15 protein-coding genes are annotated in these 15,161 nt (G+C 43.8%); 6 read left to right on the top strand and 9 right to left on the bottom strand.

Annotated features, from left to right (window positions below; all coding sequences use genetic code 11):
• Positions 1-114 precede the first annotated feature (114 nt).
• The gene (locus tag J3998_RS07780; RefSeq protein ID WP_208149618.1) at positions 115-1,896 is read right to left on the bottom strand and encodes a choice-of-anchor I family protein; all 1,782 of its coding nucleotides are present in this window, start codon (positions 1,894-1,896) and stop codon (positions 115-117) included.
• Positions 1,897-2,246: 350 nt separating this feature from the next.
• Between J3998_RS07780 and J3998_RS07775 the strand changes: the two genes are divergently transcribed.
• From J3998_RS07775 to J3998_RS07765, 3 genes are all read left to right on the top strand, one after another.
• Positions 2,247-2,540, top strand: a complete 294-nt coding sequence (locus J3998_RS07775; RefSeq protein WP_208149616.1) for a co-chaperone GroES — start codon at positions 2,247-2,249, stop codon at positions 2,538-2,540.
• 70 nt (positions 2,541-2,610) lie between these two features.
• Positions 2,611-4,242 carry a chaperonin GroEL gene (groL, locus tag J3998_RS07770; RefSeq protein WP_208149614.1) on the top strand — a complete coding sequence of 544 codons (1,632 nt, stop codon included), beginning with the start codon at positions 2,611-2,613 and terminating at the stop codon, positions 4,240-4,242.
• 259 nt (positions 4,243-4,501) lie between these two features.
• Positions 4,502-5,218 carry a glutathione S-transferase gene (locus J3998_RS07765; RefSeq protein WP_208149612.1) on the top strand — a complete coding sequence of 239 codons (717 nt, stop codon included), beginning with the start codon at positions 4,502-4,504 and terminating at the stop codon, positions 5,216-5,218.
• Here the strand turns inward: J3998_RS07765 and J3998_RS07760 are convergent, their stop codons facing one another.
• Complete coding sequence (locus J3998_RS07760; RefSeq protein ID WP_208149610.1) at positions 5,219-5,806, bottom strand: protein-methionine-sulfoxide reductase heme-binding subunit MsrQ; 588 nt, start codon at positions 5,804-5,806, stop codon at positions 5,219-5,221. It abuts the gene before it with no gap.
• A 10-nt stretch (positions 5,807-5,816) separates the two neighbouring features.
• On the bottom strand, positions 5,817-6,743 hold the full coding sequence (gene msrP, locus J3998_RS07755; RefSeq protein ID WP_208149608.1) for a protein-methionine-sulfoxide reductase catalytic subunit MsrP: 927 nt from the start codon (positions 6,741-6,743) through the stop codon (positions 5,817-5,819).
• Between the two features lie 210 nt (positions 6,744-6,953).
• On the opposite strand from msrP, the gene argC reads away from it, so the two are divergent.
• From argC to J3998_RS07740, 3 genes are all read left to right on the top strand, one after another.
• The gene (gene argC, locus J3998_RS07750; protein WP_208149595.1) at positions 6,954-7,997 is read left to right on the top strand and encodes an N-acetyl-gamma-glutamyl-phosphate reductase; all 1,044 of its coding nucleotides are present in this window, start codon (positions 6,954-6,956) and stop codon (positions 7,995-7,997) included.
• A 115-nt stretch (positions 7,998-8,112) separates the two neighbouring features.
• Positions 8,113-8,454 carry an iron-sulfur cluster insertion protein ErpA gene (gene erpA, locus J3998_RS07745; protein ID WP_208149593.1) on the top strand — a complete coding sequence of 114 codons (342 nt, stop codon included), beginning with the start codon at positions 8,113-8,115 and terminating at the stop codon, positions 8,452-8,454.
• 37 nt (positions 8,455-8,491) lie between these two features.
• Positions 8,492-9,640 carry a citrate synthase gene (locus J3998_RS07740; RefSeq protein ID WP_208149591.1) on the top strand — a complete coding sequence of 383 codons (1,149 nt, stop codon included), beginning with the start codon at positions 8,492-8,494 and terminating at the stop codon, positions 9,638-9,640.
• A gap of 107 nt (positions 9,641-9,747) precedes the next feature.
• Here J3998_RS07740 and hemH read toward each other — a convergent pair whose 3' ends face one another.
• The 6 genes from hemH to J3998_RS07710 all read right to left on the bottom strand — a co-directional run bounded on the left by hemH (position 9,748) and on the right by J3998_RS07710 (position 14,959).
• On the bottom strand, positions 9,748-10,866 hold the full coding sequence (gene hemH / locus J3998_RS07735; RefSeq protein WP_208149589.1) for a ferrochelatase: 1,119 nt from the start codon (positions 10,864-10,866) through the stop codon (positions 9,748-9,750).
• 215 nt (positions 10,867-11,081) lie between these two features.
• Positions 11,082-11,330 (bottom strand): helix-turn-helix domain-containing protein, encoded by a 249-nt coding sequence (locus J3998_RS07730; protein ID WP_208149587.1) that lies wholly within the window; start codon positions 11,328-11,330, stop codon positions 11,082-11,084.
• Between the two features lie 401 nt (positions 11,331-11,731).
• Entirely contained in the window at positions 11,732-13,543 is a 1,812-nt protein-coding gene (locus tag J3998_RS07725) for a cache domain-containing protein (protein WP_208149585.1), read from the bottom strand.
• Positions 13,513-13,773 carry a hypothetical protein gene (locus J3998_RS07720; RefSeq protein WP_208149583.1) on the bottom strand — a complete coding sequence of 87 codons (261 nt, stop codon included), beginning with the start codon at positions 13,771-13,773 and terminating at the stop codon, positions 13,513-13,515. The genes J3998_RS07725 and J3998_RS07720 overlap by 31 nt, the downstream gene beginning before the upstream one ends.
• A gap of 216 nt (positions 13,774-13,989) precedes the next feature.
• Positions 13,990-14,229: a hypothetical protein gene (locus J3998_RS07715; protein ID WP_208149581.1), complete on the bottom strand. Its 240-nt coding sequence runs from the start codon at positions 14,227-14,229 to the stop codon at positions 13,990-13,992.
• A gap of 28 nt (positions 14,230-14,257) precedes the next feature.
• On the bottom strand, positions 14,258-14,959 hold the full coding sequence (locus tag J3998_RS07710) for a hypothetical protein (RefSeq protein ID WP_208149579.1): 702 nt from the start codon (positions 14,957-14,959) through the stop codon (positions 14,258-14,260).
• Between the last annotated feature and the right edge of the window lie 202 nt (positions 14,960-15,161).

The following is a 15,161-nucleotide window of genomic DNA, read 5'->3' as shown; positions in this document are numbered from 1 at the left end:
GCATTACGCTGGCTTTTTTGTGCGCTAGATTAGGGAAACACAGAATAAGTCCCCATTGACTTCAGCGAGGAGTTTGAAGTCATTTGGACTTGTTCTGCGTTTCCTTAGCCCTGATTAAAATTCTGAAACCTGAATTTCATAGTAAGTTGTGGTGCCGCTAACTTCGTTACCGACAACTAACATTGGCTTACCATTCGGGCTGTTTTCCGCATTAACAAAATGGAATCCTTCCGGTCCAAGATCTCCAGCTCCGCCAGCTTCTAAAGTGTCGTTATCAACCGTCACGTCACGGTTATTGATGTATTGAACAAAGTCCGGCGAGTATGGGTTAGAAACGTTGTAAACCATAATGCCGCCCATACGTTCTAAGCCAACAAACGCATAAGTTTGACCATTGATTACGCCAACTGTCAGTGCTTCCGGCTCAGGTCCTTTGTTATCAGAACGGTCATCGCCGGTGTTCTCGGCATTGTCGTTGTTAAAGTCGTCGCCGTAAATATTGGCAGTCATGACTTCAAAATCATTAGCGGAATCGAAAACCTGTTGTCCAGTTTCCGCATCGTAGATCGAGAAAGAGCGTCCGCCATAGGCATACAGTGAAGTAAACTCGGTGCCACCGTTCATCGCTAGCGTGGTGTGGTATGAGAATTTCAAACGACGTAGTTCATTGTCTTCACCAAAGCCGCCATTGGTTTCAGCAAAAGGATTGCCTTCAGAGTCCACTAGAGTGACATTATCGGCATCATAGAAATCTTTTGCTGAGAAAGCATCAATACAACGTGCACCATCACCGTCATCTCCAAAGAAATAACCGGCGTTTTCACAGTCTGTTTGATCGACTACGTTATCTAACCAATCTTGACGATCATCGCCTTCATTGGCTGTCAGGATATAGCTCTTGCCTTGGTATTCCATACTCGCGATGGTGTCCGGCATATACATGCCCATGACCGGCCAGTTTTGGATATTAACACCGTCTTTTTGACTGGCATCCATTTCATTGCCTTGGATCGAGTGGTTCTTAAAGCCAAGGCCGATAATCTTATCGATTGATTTGGTCGCTGTATCGATTACCGCGACGGCGTTGTTTTCTTGCAGAGAAACATAGGCTTTAGAATCATCGGAGTTAAATGCAATATATTCCGGCTCAAAGCTTTGCGCCACAGTTGCTTTATTGTCCGTTGTTGTTGCGCTGTAACCGTCAAGCACCATTTTGCTCGTCGGCAGCTCCGCATGGCGAGTGCCGTCAATGTTAAAATCAGTAAAGCCGATGGTGGTTAGGCTGGTGTTTAAATTTGCGCCATCCCAAGAGATATCAATCATTGCCACTTGACCTTCTGGATCAATCAAGTAGTCATCGCTTGGTTCCCCTTCAATCGCTGCCATTACCACAGAACCGTCATGCGAGAATTTCACCATATCCGGTAGAGCGCCAACTTGTACCGCTGAGATAAAAGTTAAATCGCTCGCTTTATAAAAAGCGACCCAGCCATTGTCAGTTTTGCTGTCTGCGGCAACCGCAACGGCTAGCAGACCGTTATAGAGATCAACCGAGTTTGCATCGCCAACCGTACCAGTAATTCCGGCTGTTGCGAAGTCTGCTGCAAGGTCTAAAGAAGTTTGTAGAACAGGTACGCTGATATTGCTATTGTCCAGTACGTCGACTTTTTTATTATTGGCGTTAACTACATAAGTACGGTTGTTGACCGGATCGTAAGTCACAATTTCAGCGGCAGATTCGTCAAATACACCGGATTCATAGGTAGCAATCTGCGATAGATTGATGGTCTGTTGCGAAGCGTCTTCGCCATTGACGCCGTCATCAACACAACCACTTAATATAGTCGTGCCTGCTAATAAAATTGCGCCCAAAAGCGTCTTTTTCTGGAACTGCATAAATATCCCTGTCTAAATGTTTGACAATTAAAATCGCTATGCTATTCGTTGCGGATTACAGGAATTTGAAACAAAAATTGCAGTTTCAATAAATTAATAAAATTTTACTTTGCCTGGCGTCATTTGGACTTGTTCTGCGTTTCCCTAGGCTTCTTTTTATTTTTTGTTACCTATTTCCCTTGAAAAAATTTTCATCATCCCCATATCTGTTGACAGCTATCGCGTGATGTTTAGAATGTGTGCTTCTTTACTTAGCGACTAGCTAAGCGACTGTTTTAGTGGAATTTTTTAAGCAGTGCGCAAAACCAATTTTTAACATTTTCAAAATTTAACTTTTTAGGGAGATACCCATGAACATCAAACCTTTGCAAGACCGCGTTGTGGTTCGCCGTGTTGAAGAGAAAAAAGAGACGGCGAGCGGAATTCTTCTGCCTGGTTCGGCTCAAGAGAAAGAAAACACCGGTGAAGTGGTTGCAGTAGGTCCTGGTAAGGCTTCTGACTCTGGAACAATCATCGCGATGACGGTAAAAGTTGGCGACAAAGTCATGTTCGGCCAATACAACGGAGCAAGTGAAGTTAAAGACGATAACGGTGAGCCGCTGCTAATTATGCGCGAAGATGACATCATCGCAATCGTTGGGTAATTGACGAATCAATTCATAGAATTTTCTGAATAAGATTTAAGTATATATTTAAAGTTTTAAGGATTTAAAAATGGCTAAAGACGTACGTTTTGGTTTAGACGCTCGTGAAAAAATGGTTGACGGTATCAACGTTCTTGCTGATGCAGTTAAAGTAACGCTAGGGCCTAAAGGTCGTAACGTGGTTCTAGAAAAGAACTTCGGTGCGCCGACTGTGACCAAAGATGGTGTTTCTGTTGCGCGTGAAATCGAACTTGAAGACAAGTTTATGAACATGGGTGCGCAGATGGTTAAGCAAGTTTCTTCGCAAACTAACGATGTTGCCGGTGACGGTACTACGACTGCGACCGTTCTAGCGCAAGCAATCGTTCGTGAAGGGATGAAGTCGGTTGCAGCGGGTATGAACCCAATGGACCTAAACCGTGGTATCCACAAAGCAGTTGAAGCGGTTGTTGCGGAAATCAAAGCCATGTCTACTCCTTGTGAAACCAAAGATTCTTGGGCACAAGTTGGGACTATCTCTGCAAACTCTGACGCTGCGGTTGGTAACATGATTGCCGATGCGATGGAAAAAGTAACCACTGAAGGGGTTATTACGGTTGAAGAAGGTTCTTCGTTAGAAGACGAACTCGTGGTTGTAGAAGGGATGGAATTCGACCGTGGTTACCTATCTCCTTATTTCGTAACGAACCAAGACAAAATGGTTGCGGAACTAGAAAATCCGTTCATCCTACTTTTCGATAAGAAAATCTCTAATATGCGCGAACTACTTCCTACTTTGGAAGCGGTTGCAAAAACCAGCCGTCCGCTACTAATCATCGCCGAAGACGTTGATGGTGAAGCACTTGCGACGCTAGTTATTAACAATATGCGTGGTATTGTTAAGGTTGCTGCAGTTAAAGCACCTGGTTTCGGTGAACGTCGTAAGGCAATGCTACAAGACATGGCCGTTCTGACTGGCGGTACCATTGTTTCTGAAGAAGTCGGTCTGTCTCTAGAAACGGTTCAACTGGAGCACCTAGGTCAAACTAAGTCAGTCGTGATTGGTAAAGACACCACTAAGATCATTGACGGTGCCGGTTCTAAAGCGGACATCGACGCGCGTGTTGCACAAATCAAAGCGATGATCGAATCTTCAACGTCTGACTACGACAAAGAGAAGCTACAAGAGCGTCTAGCGAAACTAGCTGGCGGTGTTGCGGTTATCAAACTTGGTGCGGCAACGGAAGTTGAAATGCGCGAGAAGAAAGACCGTGTTGACGATGCGCTACACGCAACTCGTGCGGCGGTTGAAGAAGGTATCGTCCCTGGTGGCGGTGTTGCGCTAGTTCGTGCGCTATCTAAAGTGACGGTTGAAGGTGATAACGACGATCAAAACGTGGGTATCCAAATCGCGATGCGTGCGATGCAAGAGCCAATGCGTCAAATCGCGACTAACTGTGGTCTAGAAGGTTCTGTTATCGTCAACAAGGTAATGGAAGGTGAGGGTAACTTCGGTTTCGACGCTTCGAAAGAAGAATACGTTGACATGCTGGAAGCAGGTATCATCGATCCGGCTAAAGTAACGCGTTCTGCACTACAAAATGCTGCGTCTGTTGCAGGTCTAGTACTGACGACGGGTGCGGCGATTGCTGACCTTCCTTCTGAAGGTGATAATAATGCAGCGGCAGCAGCAGGGATGGGAGGCATGGGCGGCATGATGTGATTTTTTCGGCTAGGGCATTTAAATTTAAGCGATAACGTCGTTGAATTTGAACTTCCAGTGCTCACGTACCAATATGTACGCTGCGCGCTGGTTTCAAATTCGCCTAGTTCTCATTTTAAATTTATACCGCCTAGCTCGAAAAAAGAGCCTATGTGTTCATTCTCTAAAAGCCAGCAATTTGCTGGCTTTTTTGTATTTAGAATTTATTGTAATGTTGTCTTTTGTAGAAGCCATTTCAATCTGTTTTTAAGGTGTTTTTATGAGTTCTGATTTTCCCGTTTTGTATTCGTATCGTCGTTGTCCGTATGCCATGCGAGCGCGGTTGTCCATTTATTTTTCCGGTCGTGAGGTTGAGCAACGCGAGATTGTGTTTTGGGATAAGCCGGAGTCGATGTTGACTGCATCGCCAAAAGGGACTGTACCGGTTTTGGTGTTACAAGATGGTTCGGTGATTGAGGAGAGTTGGGAGATTATGCAGTGGGCGTTGGCCGAGCATAGATTGTACTCGCAGGACGAGTGTGTCGATAATTGGGTGGATGCTTGTGATAATCGGTTTAAAAAGCATTTGGATGATTATAAGTATCCGGAGCTTTGCCAAGAATCTTATCCAGATTTAGCGCCGGAAGCCGGGCATGAAAAAGCACGCCAAGGCGGTGAAGTGTTTATCCGGAAATTGGAATCTCAGTTATCAAAAACCGCATTTTTATTAGGTCCTGAATTGTCGATTGCGGATTTGGCGACTTTCCCGTTTGTGCGCCAGTTTGCACATGTTGATCAAGCATGGTGGCAGTCGACCGATTATCCGGCGGTACAGGCTTGGCTGGAAAAACATATGGACAGTGACTATTTTGCTGCGGTAATGAAAAACCGTCCGGTTTGGGAATCAAGCCATCAGCCGTTATTGGTTAACGAACCGCAGTTACAACGCAAAGATCAATTTCGTGCTAAGGCGGAAGGCAAACCTATTCCCAGATAGTTACCTTAGTCTTGGCAGTTTGAATTGGCGCATAAGCATCAAAATGCCAAAAAGAGTCATATATAGCAGTGGCAGGAATAGGTCGGCTTTGACCAATAGCGCATAGTGTAAAATCCCCAAAAAGGTGATTGTGTATACCAGTTTGTGCAGACGTTGCCAGTTACGTTTTAATCGACGTTGCCAGCCCTGCGTAGAAGTGATGCCAAGCGGGATAAGCAAAAGCAAAGCAGTCATGCCAATCAGAATAAACGGTCGTTCGGCAATATCGGTCAGGGTTTCATTAATGTCTGCGCTCATATCAAACACAAAATACACCGCCAGATGAATTAGTGCATAAGCCAAGGCGCTTAAACCGAGAACGCGACGAACTAGGTGCATCGGCATAAACCATTTTGGAGCGAACATTTGCTGAATTGGGGTGATTGAGAGCGTTAGCAACAGGAAGTAAATTGCCCAGTCGCCGGTGGTATGCTCTAAGGCTTCGACAGGATTCGCACCGAGGTTATCGGTTAGTAAATTGAAGCTAAGCAGCCCCGCAGGAATCGCACAGATTAGGCTGAATAAAATGAGTTTAATCGCCAACGGCATGGTTGTTTCCTTAATAATATTTCTTCAAATCCATGCCTTTGTAAAGGTCGGCAACGTCCTCTGCATAGCCGTTGAACATTAAGGTTTTCTTTTTAAAGAAAGAGCCTAGCGGACGTTCTTTAGCTTGCGACCAGCGTGGATGCGAAACATTCGGGTTAACATTGGAGTAGAAGCCGTATTCGTCCGGCGCAGCTTGTTCCCAACTGGAAACCGGTTGTTTGTCGGTTAGGCGAATGGTGACGATGGATTTAGCGCTTTTAAAACCGTATTTCCATGGCACGATTAAGCGAATCGGTGCACCGTTCTGGTTTTGTAACTCTTTACCGTATAGACCGGTAGTCATCAGAGTGAGCGGGTGCATGGCTTCATCTATACGTAAACCTTCGCGATACGGCCAGTCGAGAATATTAAAGCGTTGCCCCGGTAAGTTTTCACGGTCGAGAATACTGATAAATTCGACATACTTGGCTTGACTGGTCGGTTCGACTTTGTCGAGCAACTTACTTAACGGAAAGCCAATCCACGGTACCACCATCGACCAGCCTTCAACACAGCGGAAGCGGTAGATGCGCTCTTCTTGGTCGAAAGCGAGTAGGTCGTCCATATCGAAGGTTTGTGGTTTGGCGCATAGACCTTCGACTCTGACTTGCCAGTTATCGGTTTTTAGGCTGTCGGCATAGCGCGGTGGGTCGGATTTATCTGTGCCGAGTTCGTAGAAGTTGTTGTAGTTGAGAGCGTGCTCAGGATCAGTCAGTTTTAAATCCGGACGAAAATTCGAGTTGGGGGCGAAATTAAAGTCCGCTAGAGCGGCAATCGGCGAAGTGATTAATCCGGCAGCGACGGCGCCTTGAATAAACTGACGACGGTTGAGAAAAAGTTCTTCAGGCGTAACTTGTGATTCTTTAAACTGGCTGCGATAAGGTTTGAATGATTTCATAATTCACCTCGGAAATTGCCTAAACAATAATGGATATGATTAATTATTACCTTACCCCGATTGTTCTGTGATGCAAAGTTCTGATTGCTTGAAATACAGTGAAGTAAGTTGTATTGTCGCTTCAGTATAAGCAATAGCTAAAGTTAGCACCTTCAGTAGTGAATCGGTACAATAGCGGGTTATTCAAGATAAGTTTTCAGGAAGCAGAGAATGCAAAAAGTAAAAGTTGGCATCGTTGGCGGAACAGGCTATACAGGCGTTGAGTTATTACGTATTTTGGCAAGTCACCCACAGGCGGAAGTTACGATGATTACTTCGCGCTCGGAAGAAGGTGTGGCGTTGGCGGATATGTTCCCAAACTTGCGTGGCGTATATGACTTGAGATTCTCGGTGCCGGATGCCAGTAAACTGAAAACCTGTGACATCGTTTTCTTTGCAACGCCGCACGGTGTGGCGATGAGTATGGCGGATGAACTGACCAGTGCTGGTGTGAAAGTAATCGATTTAGCGGCGGATTTCCGTATTGAAGATTTAGACGTTTGGTCGAAATGGTACGGCATGAAACATACCGAAGGTAAGTTGTTTGATAAGGTTGCTTACGGCCTGCCGGAGCATTTCCGTGAACAGATTAGAAATGCGCAGATTATTGCTAACCCAGGTTGCTACCCGACTAGCGTAACGCTGGGTATTGCGCCGCTTTTGAAAAACAATCTAATTGATGTGACGAACATTATCGCTGACGGTAAATCGGGTGTTAGCGGTGCCGGTCGTGGCGCGAATGTTGCGATGTTAGGGGCGGAAATGTCGGAAAGCTTTAAGGCCTATGGCGTTGCCGGCCACCGTCATTTGCCGGAAATGAGTGAAAAATTGGCGCAAATCGCGGATAAGCCAGTCAGCCTAACGTTTGTGCCGCATTTGGTACCGATGATTCGTGGAATGGAAAATACCATTTACGCGACCATGACTGAAGACATGAGCCAAGAAGAACTACAAAAGCTGTTTGAAGAGACCTATAAAGAGGAACCGTTTGTCGATGTGATGCCGGCAGGTACTTTGCCGGAAACCCGTTCGGTGAAAGGCTCGAATATGTGCCGTATTGCGGTTTATCGTCCGGCAGGCAGTTCGCAAGTGGTAGTGACTTCGGTTATCGATAACCTAGTGAAAGGCGCGGCCGGTCAAGCTGTGCAGAATATGAATATCATGTTCGGGCTTGATGAGACTCTTGGTTTGCAACAAGTTGCTTTGTTGCCATGATGAATGAGACGACTTCTAGAGTCGTTTTGTTATAATAAAATTCTAATTTGCTCTATAAGCGACATTTGTCCTGTAAAAGGTTGGTCGCTTATCCCGACATGAAAAGGATTCTTATATGTCTGATATTCCAACGCCTTTAATTTTTACCGAGTCTGCGGCTTCTAAGGTTAGCGGTCTGATTGAAGATGAGCAAAATCCAAATCTAAAACTTCGCGTGTACATTACCGGCGGTGGTTGCTCTGGTTTTTCATACGGATTTACCTTTGATGAAAACCAAGCGGATGATGATACTGTGGTCACCAAAGATGGTGTGACGCTATTGGTTGATTCAATGAGCTTCCAGTATCTAGTGGGCGCTAAAATTGATTATTTAGAAGATTTACAAGGCGCTCGCTTTGTAATCGAAAATCCAAATGCAACCACAACTTGCGGTTGTGGTTCTTCATTTAGCGTGTAATTCACACGAATTTTCTGACAAATTTTCAGGGCAGCTTATGCAATATATTCCAGGTTTAGCAGGGGTTCCGGCAACGGAATCGCAAATCTCATTTATTGATGGTCAAAAAGGCGTCTTAACCTATCGTGGTTATGACATTCAAGAACTGGCTGAATATTCCTCATTTGAGGAAACCACTCTTTTGCTTCTTTTTGGCGAGCTGCCAACGGCTGAAAAATTGGAGCACTTTGATAAGCAATTACGTGAAAATCGCCGTGTTAAATACAATATTCGCGAGATTATGAAAAATCTGCCAAGCACCACGCATCCGATGCATATGCTGCAAGTGGTGGTGGCCTCTCTAGCGAGCTTCTATCCAAGTACCGAATACATGAAAGGCGGTACAGAGAACCAAGAATACATCAATGATGTAACGGTTAAGATTATTGCTCATATGGGAACTTTGGTAGCGAGTTGGGAGCATATGCGCAATGGCTACGATCCGATTGAGCCGCGTAAAGATTTGACCTATGCAGAAAACTTTTTGTATATGTTAAACGGTCAGGAGCCAGATAAGGATTGGGCGCGATTGCTGGATGCGATTCTGATTCTGCACGCTGAGCATACTATTAACGCCTCAACTTTCACTACTATGGTGACCGGTTCCACTTTGGCAAATCCTTGTTCGGTTATCTCATCGGCAATTGCTTCGCTTTCCGGTCCTCTTCATGGTGGTGCAAACCAGAAAGTGATTGAGATGTTGGATGAAATTGGTTCGCCGGAAAATGCTCGTCCTTACATCGAACAGCGTTTAGCAGATAAAAAAGTTGTTTGGGGGATGGGACACCGCGAATACAAAACCAAAGATCCGCGTGCTTCGATTCTGCAGAAACTTTCCAATGAATTGCTTGCCGGTAAGTCAGATAAACTAAGTGAATCATTTGCGACGGCACTTGAAGTTGAGAAGGTTTGTGAAGAACTTCTCGGTCACAAAGGGGTTTATCCAAACGTCGATTTCTACTCAGGGATTCTGTATAAAGAAATGGGCTTTGACCCTGGTTTGTTTACGCCAATTTTTGCAGTAGCACGTTCTGCCGGTTGGATGGCGCACTGGCGCGAGCAGTTGCAGAACAACCGTATCTTCCGTCCGACGCAAATTTATACCGGGAAGGGCACGGCTTGTTACCTACCGCTGGAAGAGCGCTAATTTAATTTCGCTTAACCTTATAACGAAAAAGCCGCTGAATTTTCAGCGGCTTTTTTGTTGTGCTTGCTATGTAAGCAAGCAGCAGGTATACAAGTGGGTCAAACTTATTAGTAAGGGCAGTTCATCGCTTTAGCGTTTTCTTTAACGGTATTGCGTTCTTGCTCGTCGGCTTGCGCATTAAAACCGTCACGTTCGTACCAGCCTTGCGTATGTTGCAGGATCAAATCTGCCAGCATTTGCGTGTGATCTTCACGGTCGTTTAGGCATTTAATGTAGCTAAACTTCTCGCCACCGGCTTCTTCAAAGTATTCACGGTTCTCTTCATCAATTTCTTCGATGGTTTCTAGGCAGTCTGCCGAGAATCCTGGACAAATCACTTGAATGTCTTTAATGCCTTTTTCCGGTAAGCCTTTCAGCGTTTCGTCGGTATAAGGTTTAATCCATTCTTCTTTACCGAATAGTGATTGAAAGGTCACTTTGTATTCGTCTTTGCTTAGGCCAAGTTCATCTGCGACCAAGCGTGAAGTGACGTGACATTCGCAATGATAAGGGTCGCCATTATCCAAATAACGTTGCGGTACTCCGTGATAGGACATAACCAACAATTGTGGCTTACCGTGTACTTCTTGGTGTTCGCGGATACTATTCGCTAAGGCTTTAATATAACCTGGGTGGCGGTGATAGTGGTTGATGAAGCGCAGTTCAGGAACCCAGCGCCATGTTCGTAACTCTTCGGTGACGGCATCGAAGGTCGAAGCGGTGGTTGCTGCTGCATATTGAGGGTAAAGTGGTAGCACGACAATGCGTTGGCAGCCTTTTTCGTGCAGTTCTTGTAGAGCGCTGGAAATTGAAGGATTGCCGTAACGCATTGCGAGTGCAAATTCGACTCGGCCGTCAAAATGCGGTTCCAGTTCTTTTTTAATGCCTTCTAGCTGGCGTTCAGTAATGCGCAACAACGGTGCGCCCGGACCTTCTGAGTCCCAAACACTGGCATAAGCTTCTGCCGATTTGGCAGGGCGAGTGTTGAGGATAATGCCATTCAAAATCAGTTTCCATAACCAACGAGCTGGCGGTGGTTCAACCACGCGAGGATCTTCCAAGAATTCTTTAAGGTAAGGTCGAAGTGCTTGTTTGGTTGGTGCATCCGGCGTACCAAGGTTGGTAATTAAAACGCCGGTCGCACTGCTTTCACCGTGATGAAATTGGGCACGCCCGTGATAATGCATAACTCTCTCCAAAAATTTGAGACTGCTAATGATTGTATAGCTTTTGTATAAAACGACAACCGTTTTATTGAATAGCAATTATTTTTGTTTAGGTGATTTTAACGAGATTGTGTACGGATACAACACGATAGGCATAAAAAAACCCGGGCTAGCCGGGTTTAGCTTGGATTGCTAAGACACTTGTCGTCAAAGTTTATCCGAGAGAAAGATGGCGTTTACTCATCTTCGTCTGATAGTTTTAGCTTTTTAGCTCGCTTGGCTATATCTGGGTCAACCGAGAAGGCGAAAGCGATCATTTCCGGCCATACTTCATTAATTTTTTCAATATTTGAAGATTTCATTGTGCTGGTACCGTTCAAAAAACGGAAAAATGCGCTTGGTGTAATACCGGCTACTTCTGCAACACGGTGTTTGATAATACCTTTGTATTCAATATAGTATTTGAGACGTTCATTGAATTTCATCGTTTATCTCCCTAAAACAAATCTGTAACTCTAGTTGATGTTGTATAGGAATTAATGCAGCTCGCGGATCTTTACGGTTGTTAGTCATTGCTGTTACTAACAGTTGGCGGTACCGTTTAGAACGAATTTTGTTTTATATTTGTATACTTTTTGCATTAATTCATTAGTTGTGGATTATATCTTTTGTTGCAATATTTGCAATAAGTTTCATTTGAATTAGTAATTCATTATATTGATAACCCTGTAAAGAAACTGTTCTTTCGCATAAAGTACATGCTAACCGAGTCAATTGATAATATCTTCATTGATTGAGTTAATGACTTGTAAAATAAAATTTCTAATAACATTAGATTGTTGCAAAAAATGCAATAATTAAAATTCATATTGTTATCTACAGGATTTTAATCATCGGTAAAAACAGGTAGATAAATGAAGATGGTTCTGTTGTTTTCACTGCATTTAATCCGCATTGCCCCGTTGCACTGTTTTACTAAACCAAATGCACTTCCTAGTGGAAGGTAATCTCCGCTGTGCATTTCGCAGCCGTTAAATGGTTCTAATGTGCCCTGCTCGCTGTTGTTTGAATCAAGTTTTTGAGTCTTTTTGTAGCGGCAACCTTTGAGTGCAATTTGCACATAGTCGCCTTTCTCTAAGTGGTATAAATTTAACATTTCGCCGCTGTTTTTAATGCTGATGCGTTTGCTTTGTAAAGTAAGTTTGTCGCAGCTTTCCGGCATTGTCGACAGCAGTAACTCCATAAAACGGTTGAAGTTGGCTTGATCTAGGTTGAGTTGGCAGTCATCGGTCAAGATCATTTCGATTTCCAGTGGCGGTTTTTCTGACTGTTGTAACTGCTCCTGCCATTGCTGGAGTAGCGGTCTCAACTTCTGTTGATGTTTGCTTAGGTCGACTTGGCTAGCGCACATTTGCAAGTGCTGCACGATTGCTTCCGGTGGAATCGTAGTTTGATTGAGAAGTTCGTTACTGAGTTCACTGATTGTCTGCAAACTGATGCTCAATTGATTTTGCTTGAGTTTGTGCAGCTCAATGGTGAGGTTTTCCATTAGTAGTAGATAGGATTGCGGTTCGCGATTGCCGACTTTTAAGGGGGCGATATGTAAACTGAAGTACAGCGGCGCTTTGTGCGCTAGTAGCAACTGTAGAGGTTGCTGTTTGTCGTATAAGGTTTGGGTGTGGTTATCTGTAATGGCGTTGTAAACCTTTAATGTCAGGTTCTCACGGATTGAGCTTGGGAATAAATCGTAAAAATTATTTTTTCGAGAGCTTCTATCCTGTAGGTTGAATACATTGGCAAATCCTTGGTTGTAGATTTGTACTTGTCCTAGCTTATCAATGGTACAAGCCCCCGTTGGCAGCGCTTTCAATAAAGGTAAAAAGTTGGCTGGGTCATCTTTTAAGTCTTGGCTTATGGCTTGTTTGTCATTGAAAGAGCGTCGGGCGATTACAGCAAGCAGGAGTAATATTATTAATAGTAGGCTAGCCCAGGTGTTGGCATTAAGTTGCCACCATGCAGGTGTTGGATGTTGATTGATCAAATACCAATGACTTTTATCAATCAAAGTATCTACGGAGTATTTCTGATTGGTGTTATTGCAGCTTTGCGCCAAGCAAATTGCGCTACCTAAAAAAAGGTTTTGATCTTTGAGTAATTTCTGGAATCCGCCATTTTCAACAAGCTCTTTCCAGAATTGCGGGTGTTGTTGTGCAAGGCTGTGTTCTTTTTTGTCGAGCATAAAGCCCCAGTTAAGTTCGGAATCAGAGTTATTAAAGAAGTAGCCATCATGGTTTACGAGAAAAAGCTGTCCCTCAGTCGCTAAGTGCAATTTTTTTATTTTCTGTAGCAATGGCTGGGCATGGATATTGATAATCAGATACCCTTGTATGTCGGTTTTGCCGACGGCTGTTGCATAGCGAATAGTCGGTTTGAAAGGTGTTTCGATTTTGCCTTGTTCAACATTTAAGTCAAGTGGCGATTGAAAAATTCCGTTGCGCGGTAGCTTAAGCGCTTCTTGGAAATAGTAGCGATCGGCTTTGTTTTGCAGGTCTTGTTGCTTGATTGCATAGACAATTCCCTTTGCTGTTCTATCAATGCGTATTTGTTCTTGGCCTTGCTTGTCTAAATAGCGAAGCTGCATAAATTCCGGTTGGTTATGCATGATTGTCAGAAAACTCTGCTCGGTTGTTTGACGCACTCGTTCGTTGTGAGTCTCTGCATACTCTGATCTCTGATAATACTGATATCGCCATATAACGCAGCAAGTTGGTTGCGAATCAACTGCTCGGCGGCGCGGTTGTCACCGTTCATCTGTTGCCAGATTTGTTGCTGCTGTTGATTACGGTCAAACAGAATGATGTTGACCATAATAAGTAGTGCGCTACTGAAGATAATTGGCAGTTGCAAGCTGTTTTTACCTGACGACATGTAAAAGTAATCCTTTTTTTAAACTAGGAATAACAAACGTTTAGTAATAATACATCTTTTTGCGTATTGAATCAGTAAAGAAAAGCGTTGGTTTTTTTGAATTATCTACAAAAATACCTAACTTGAAATTGGTTGAAGTGCCGAGAAGAAGATTGAAGTCTTCAATGAAAACAAATCATTCATTCCTCTAAAGTGGGAATCTTGTTCTGTGCTTCCTTAAGACTTGCTGAGCCTGATAAAGAATCGGATTAATAAGAATAGACCGAGAGCTAGCCAAGGGTAAACAACAAATTTTAACGTCTCAAATAAGGCACTGTAAGTTCCGCTTAGATGCTCCAGATTTTCAACAGTTAGTTGACCGTTCTCGGCATTAAGCAAGGCGCTGATAGCGACAAATAGCATGACAAGGCTTAGACCAAGCCCAGCTTGCCAGAAAATTTTGCTGAAGATATCCATCTTATCTATTCCTTAGGTTGACCTTGTTTTAAGGTTTGGCATTGTGACGTTGTTGTTGAATTTGCTGAACAGCACTACATGATTTGTTAAATTGCGCTTTAATTTGTTCTTCGGAAAGCGGTTTCAGTTCTTCGATAATCGAGTTATGGAGTTCCGTCAATTGGCTTAGCGCTTGATTACGTCCATTTAACCCCGCAGCGACCATAATTAATGTGTTGGCAGCGGTTAACTGTTTGGCTTGTTGTTTCAGTTGTAGAGAATCGGAAATTAACGCGCAAGTAGCAATGGAACGCATCTTTTGTTGAAGGCTGAGGGGAAGTTCTTTGAATTCAAGCCCGACAAAGTTCTCGTCCATTTTTAATGAATCTCTACAAAGTTTTCCATAGAGCTTGTTTTGACTTTGCTCGCTGTACTCTCTGAAGTTACGTTTTAATTCAGATATTTTATTGGTGCTAAGTTCGCTAATTTGCTGGTCGCTATAGCTTTTTTGCTGTTTAGTATTCTGTTGCTTTAAAAGCGCCGTTAGCTTATCAGTATAGGTTTGTTGTTCACTTCCTTTGCTCAATGCCGCGCAAATGGCATAGTTTTGCGCTTTTTGTTGGAGCTCGGCTTTGTCGGAGCTGCTTGGAGCGTTTTCGGCAAAGGTAGGGGTGATGGTTGCTAGGCTTAGAGCAATAGCGCCAAGAAATGTGTTCATGGTTGAGGAAGCCATATTGTTGATTAATTTCATAATGTACTCCTTTAAATTTCGATCTATTGTAGCGAATTAGTCAAGGGTTTAGGTGAATGCTCCTTCTAAGGAAACGCAGAACAAATCCAAATGGCTTCAGGCAAAGTAAAATTTAGGCTAAGCAAGGCGTCTGTTTGCAGTTATGTCTAGACCTGACAAAAAGAGACAACACCGCTTAGCCAAATTTTGCAAAGCCCCTACG

Source organism: Thiomicrorhabdus marina, assembly GCF_017571465.1.
GTDB classification, from domain to species: Bacteria; Pseudomonadota; Gammaproteobacteria; order Thiomicrospirales; family Thiomicrospiraceae; genus Thiomicrorhabdus; species Thiomicrorhabdus marina.
Note: the sequence above shows the minus strand (reverse complement) of the source record. Positions and strands in the feature narration are given on the sequence as shown.

What these genes read in the sequence shown, in the direction of transcription:
- J3998_RS07740 (WP_208149591.1), top strand. Translation starts at nt 8,492, where the DNA reads ATGCAATATATTCCAGGTTTAGCAGGGGTTCCGGCAACGGAATCGCAA.
- erpA (WP_208149593.1), top strand. Translation starts at nt 8,113, where the DNA reads ATGTCTGATATTCCAACGCCTTTAATTTTTACCGAGTCTGCGGCTTCT.
- J3998_RS07775 (WP_208149616.1), top strand. Translation starts at nt 2,247, where the DNA reads ATGAACATCAAACCTTTGCAAGACCGCGTTGTGGTTCGCCGTGTTGAA.
- J3998_RS07765 (WP_208149612.1), top strand. Translation starts at nt 4,502, where the DNA reads ATGAGTTCTGATTTTCCCGTTTTGTATTCGTATCGTCGTTGTCCGTAT.
- argC (WP_208149595.1), top strand. Translation starts at nt 6,954, where the DNA reads ATGCAAAAAGTAAAAGTTGGCATCGTTGGCGGAACAGGCTATACAGGC.
- J3998_RS07730 (WP_208149587.1), bottom strand. Translation starts at nt 11,330, where the DNA reads ATGAAATTCAATGAACGTCTCAAATACTATATTGAATACAAAGGTATT.
- J3998_RS07760 (WP_208149610.1), bottom strand. Translation starts at nt 5,806, where the DNA reads ATGCCGTTGGCGATTAAACTCATTTTATTCAGCCTAATCTGTGCGATT.
- hemH (WP_208149589.1), bottom strand. Translation starts at nt 10,866, where the DNA reads ATGCATTATCACGGGCGTGCCCAATTTCATCACGGTGAAAGCAGTGCG.
- J3998_RS07720 (WP_208149583.1), bottom strand. Translation starts at nt 13,773, where the DNA reads ATGTCGTCAGGTAAAAACAGCTTGCAACTGCCAATTATCTTCAGTAGC.
- groL (WP_208149614.1), top strand. Translation starts at nt 2,611, where the DNA reads ATGGCTAAAGACGTACGTTTTGGTTTAGACGCTCGTGAAAAAATGGTT.
- J3998_RS07780 (WP_208149618.1), bottom strand. Translation starts at nt 1,896, where the DNA reads ATGCAGTTCCAGAAAAAGACGCTTTTGGGCGCAATTTTATTAGCAGGC.
- msrP (WP_208149608.1), bottom strand. Translation starts at nt 6,743, where the DNA reads ATGAAATCATTCAAACCTTATCGCAGCCAGTTTAAAGAATCACAAGTT.
- J3998_RS07710 (WP_208149579.1), bottom strand. Translation starts at nt 14,959, where the DNA reads ATGAAATTAATCAACAATATGGCTTCCTCAACCATGAACACATTTCTT.
- J3998_RS07715 (WP_208149581.1), bottom strand. Translation starts at nt 14,229, where the DNA reads ATGGATATCTTCAGCAAAATTTTCTGGCAAGCTGGGCTTGGTCTAAGC.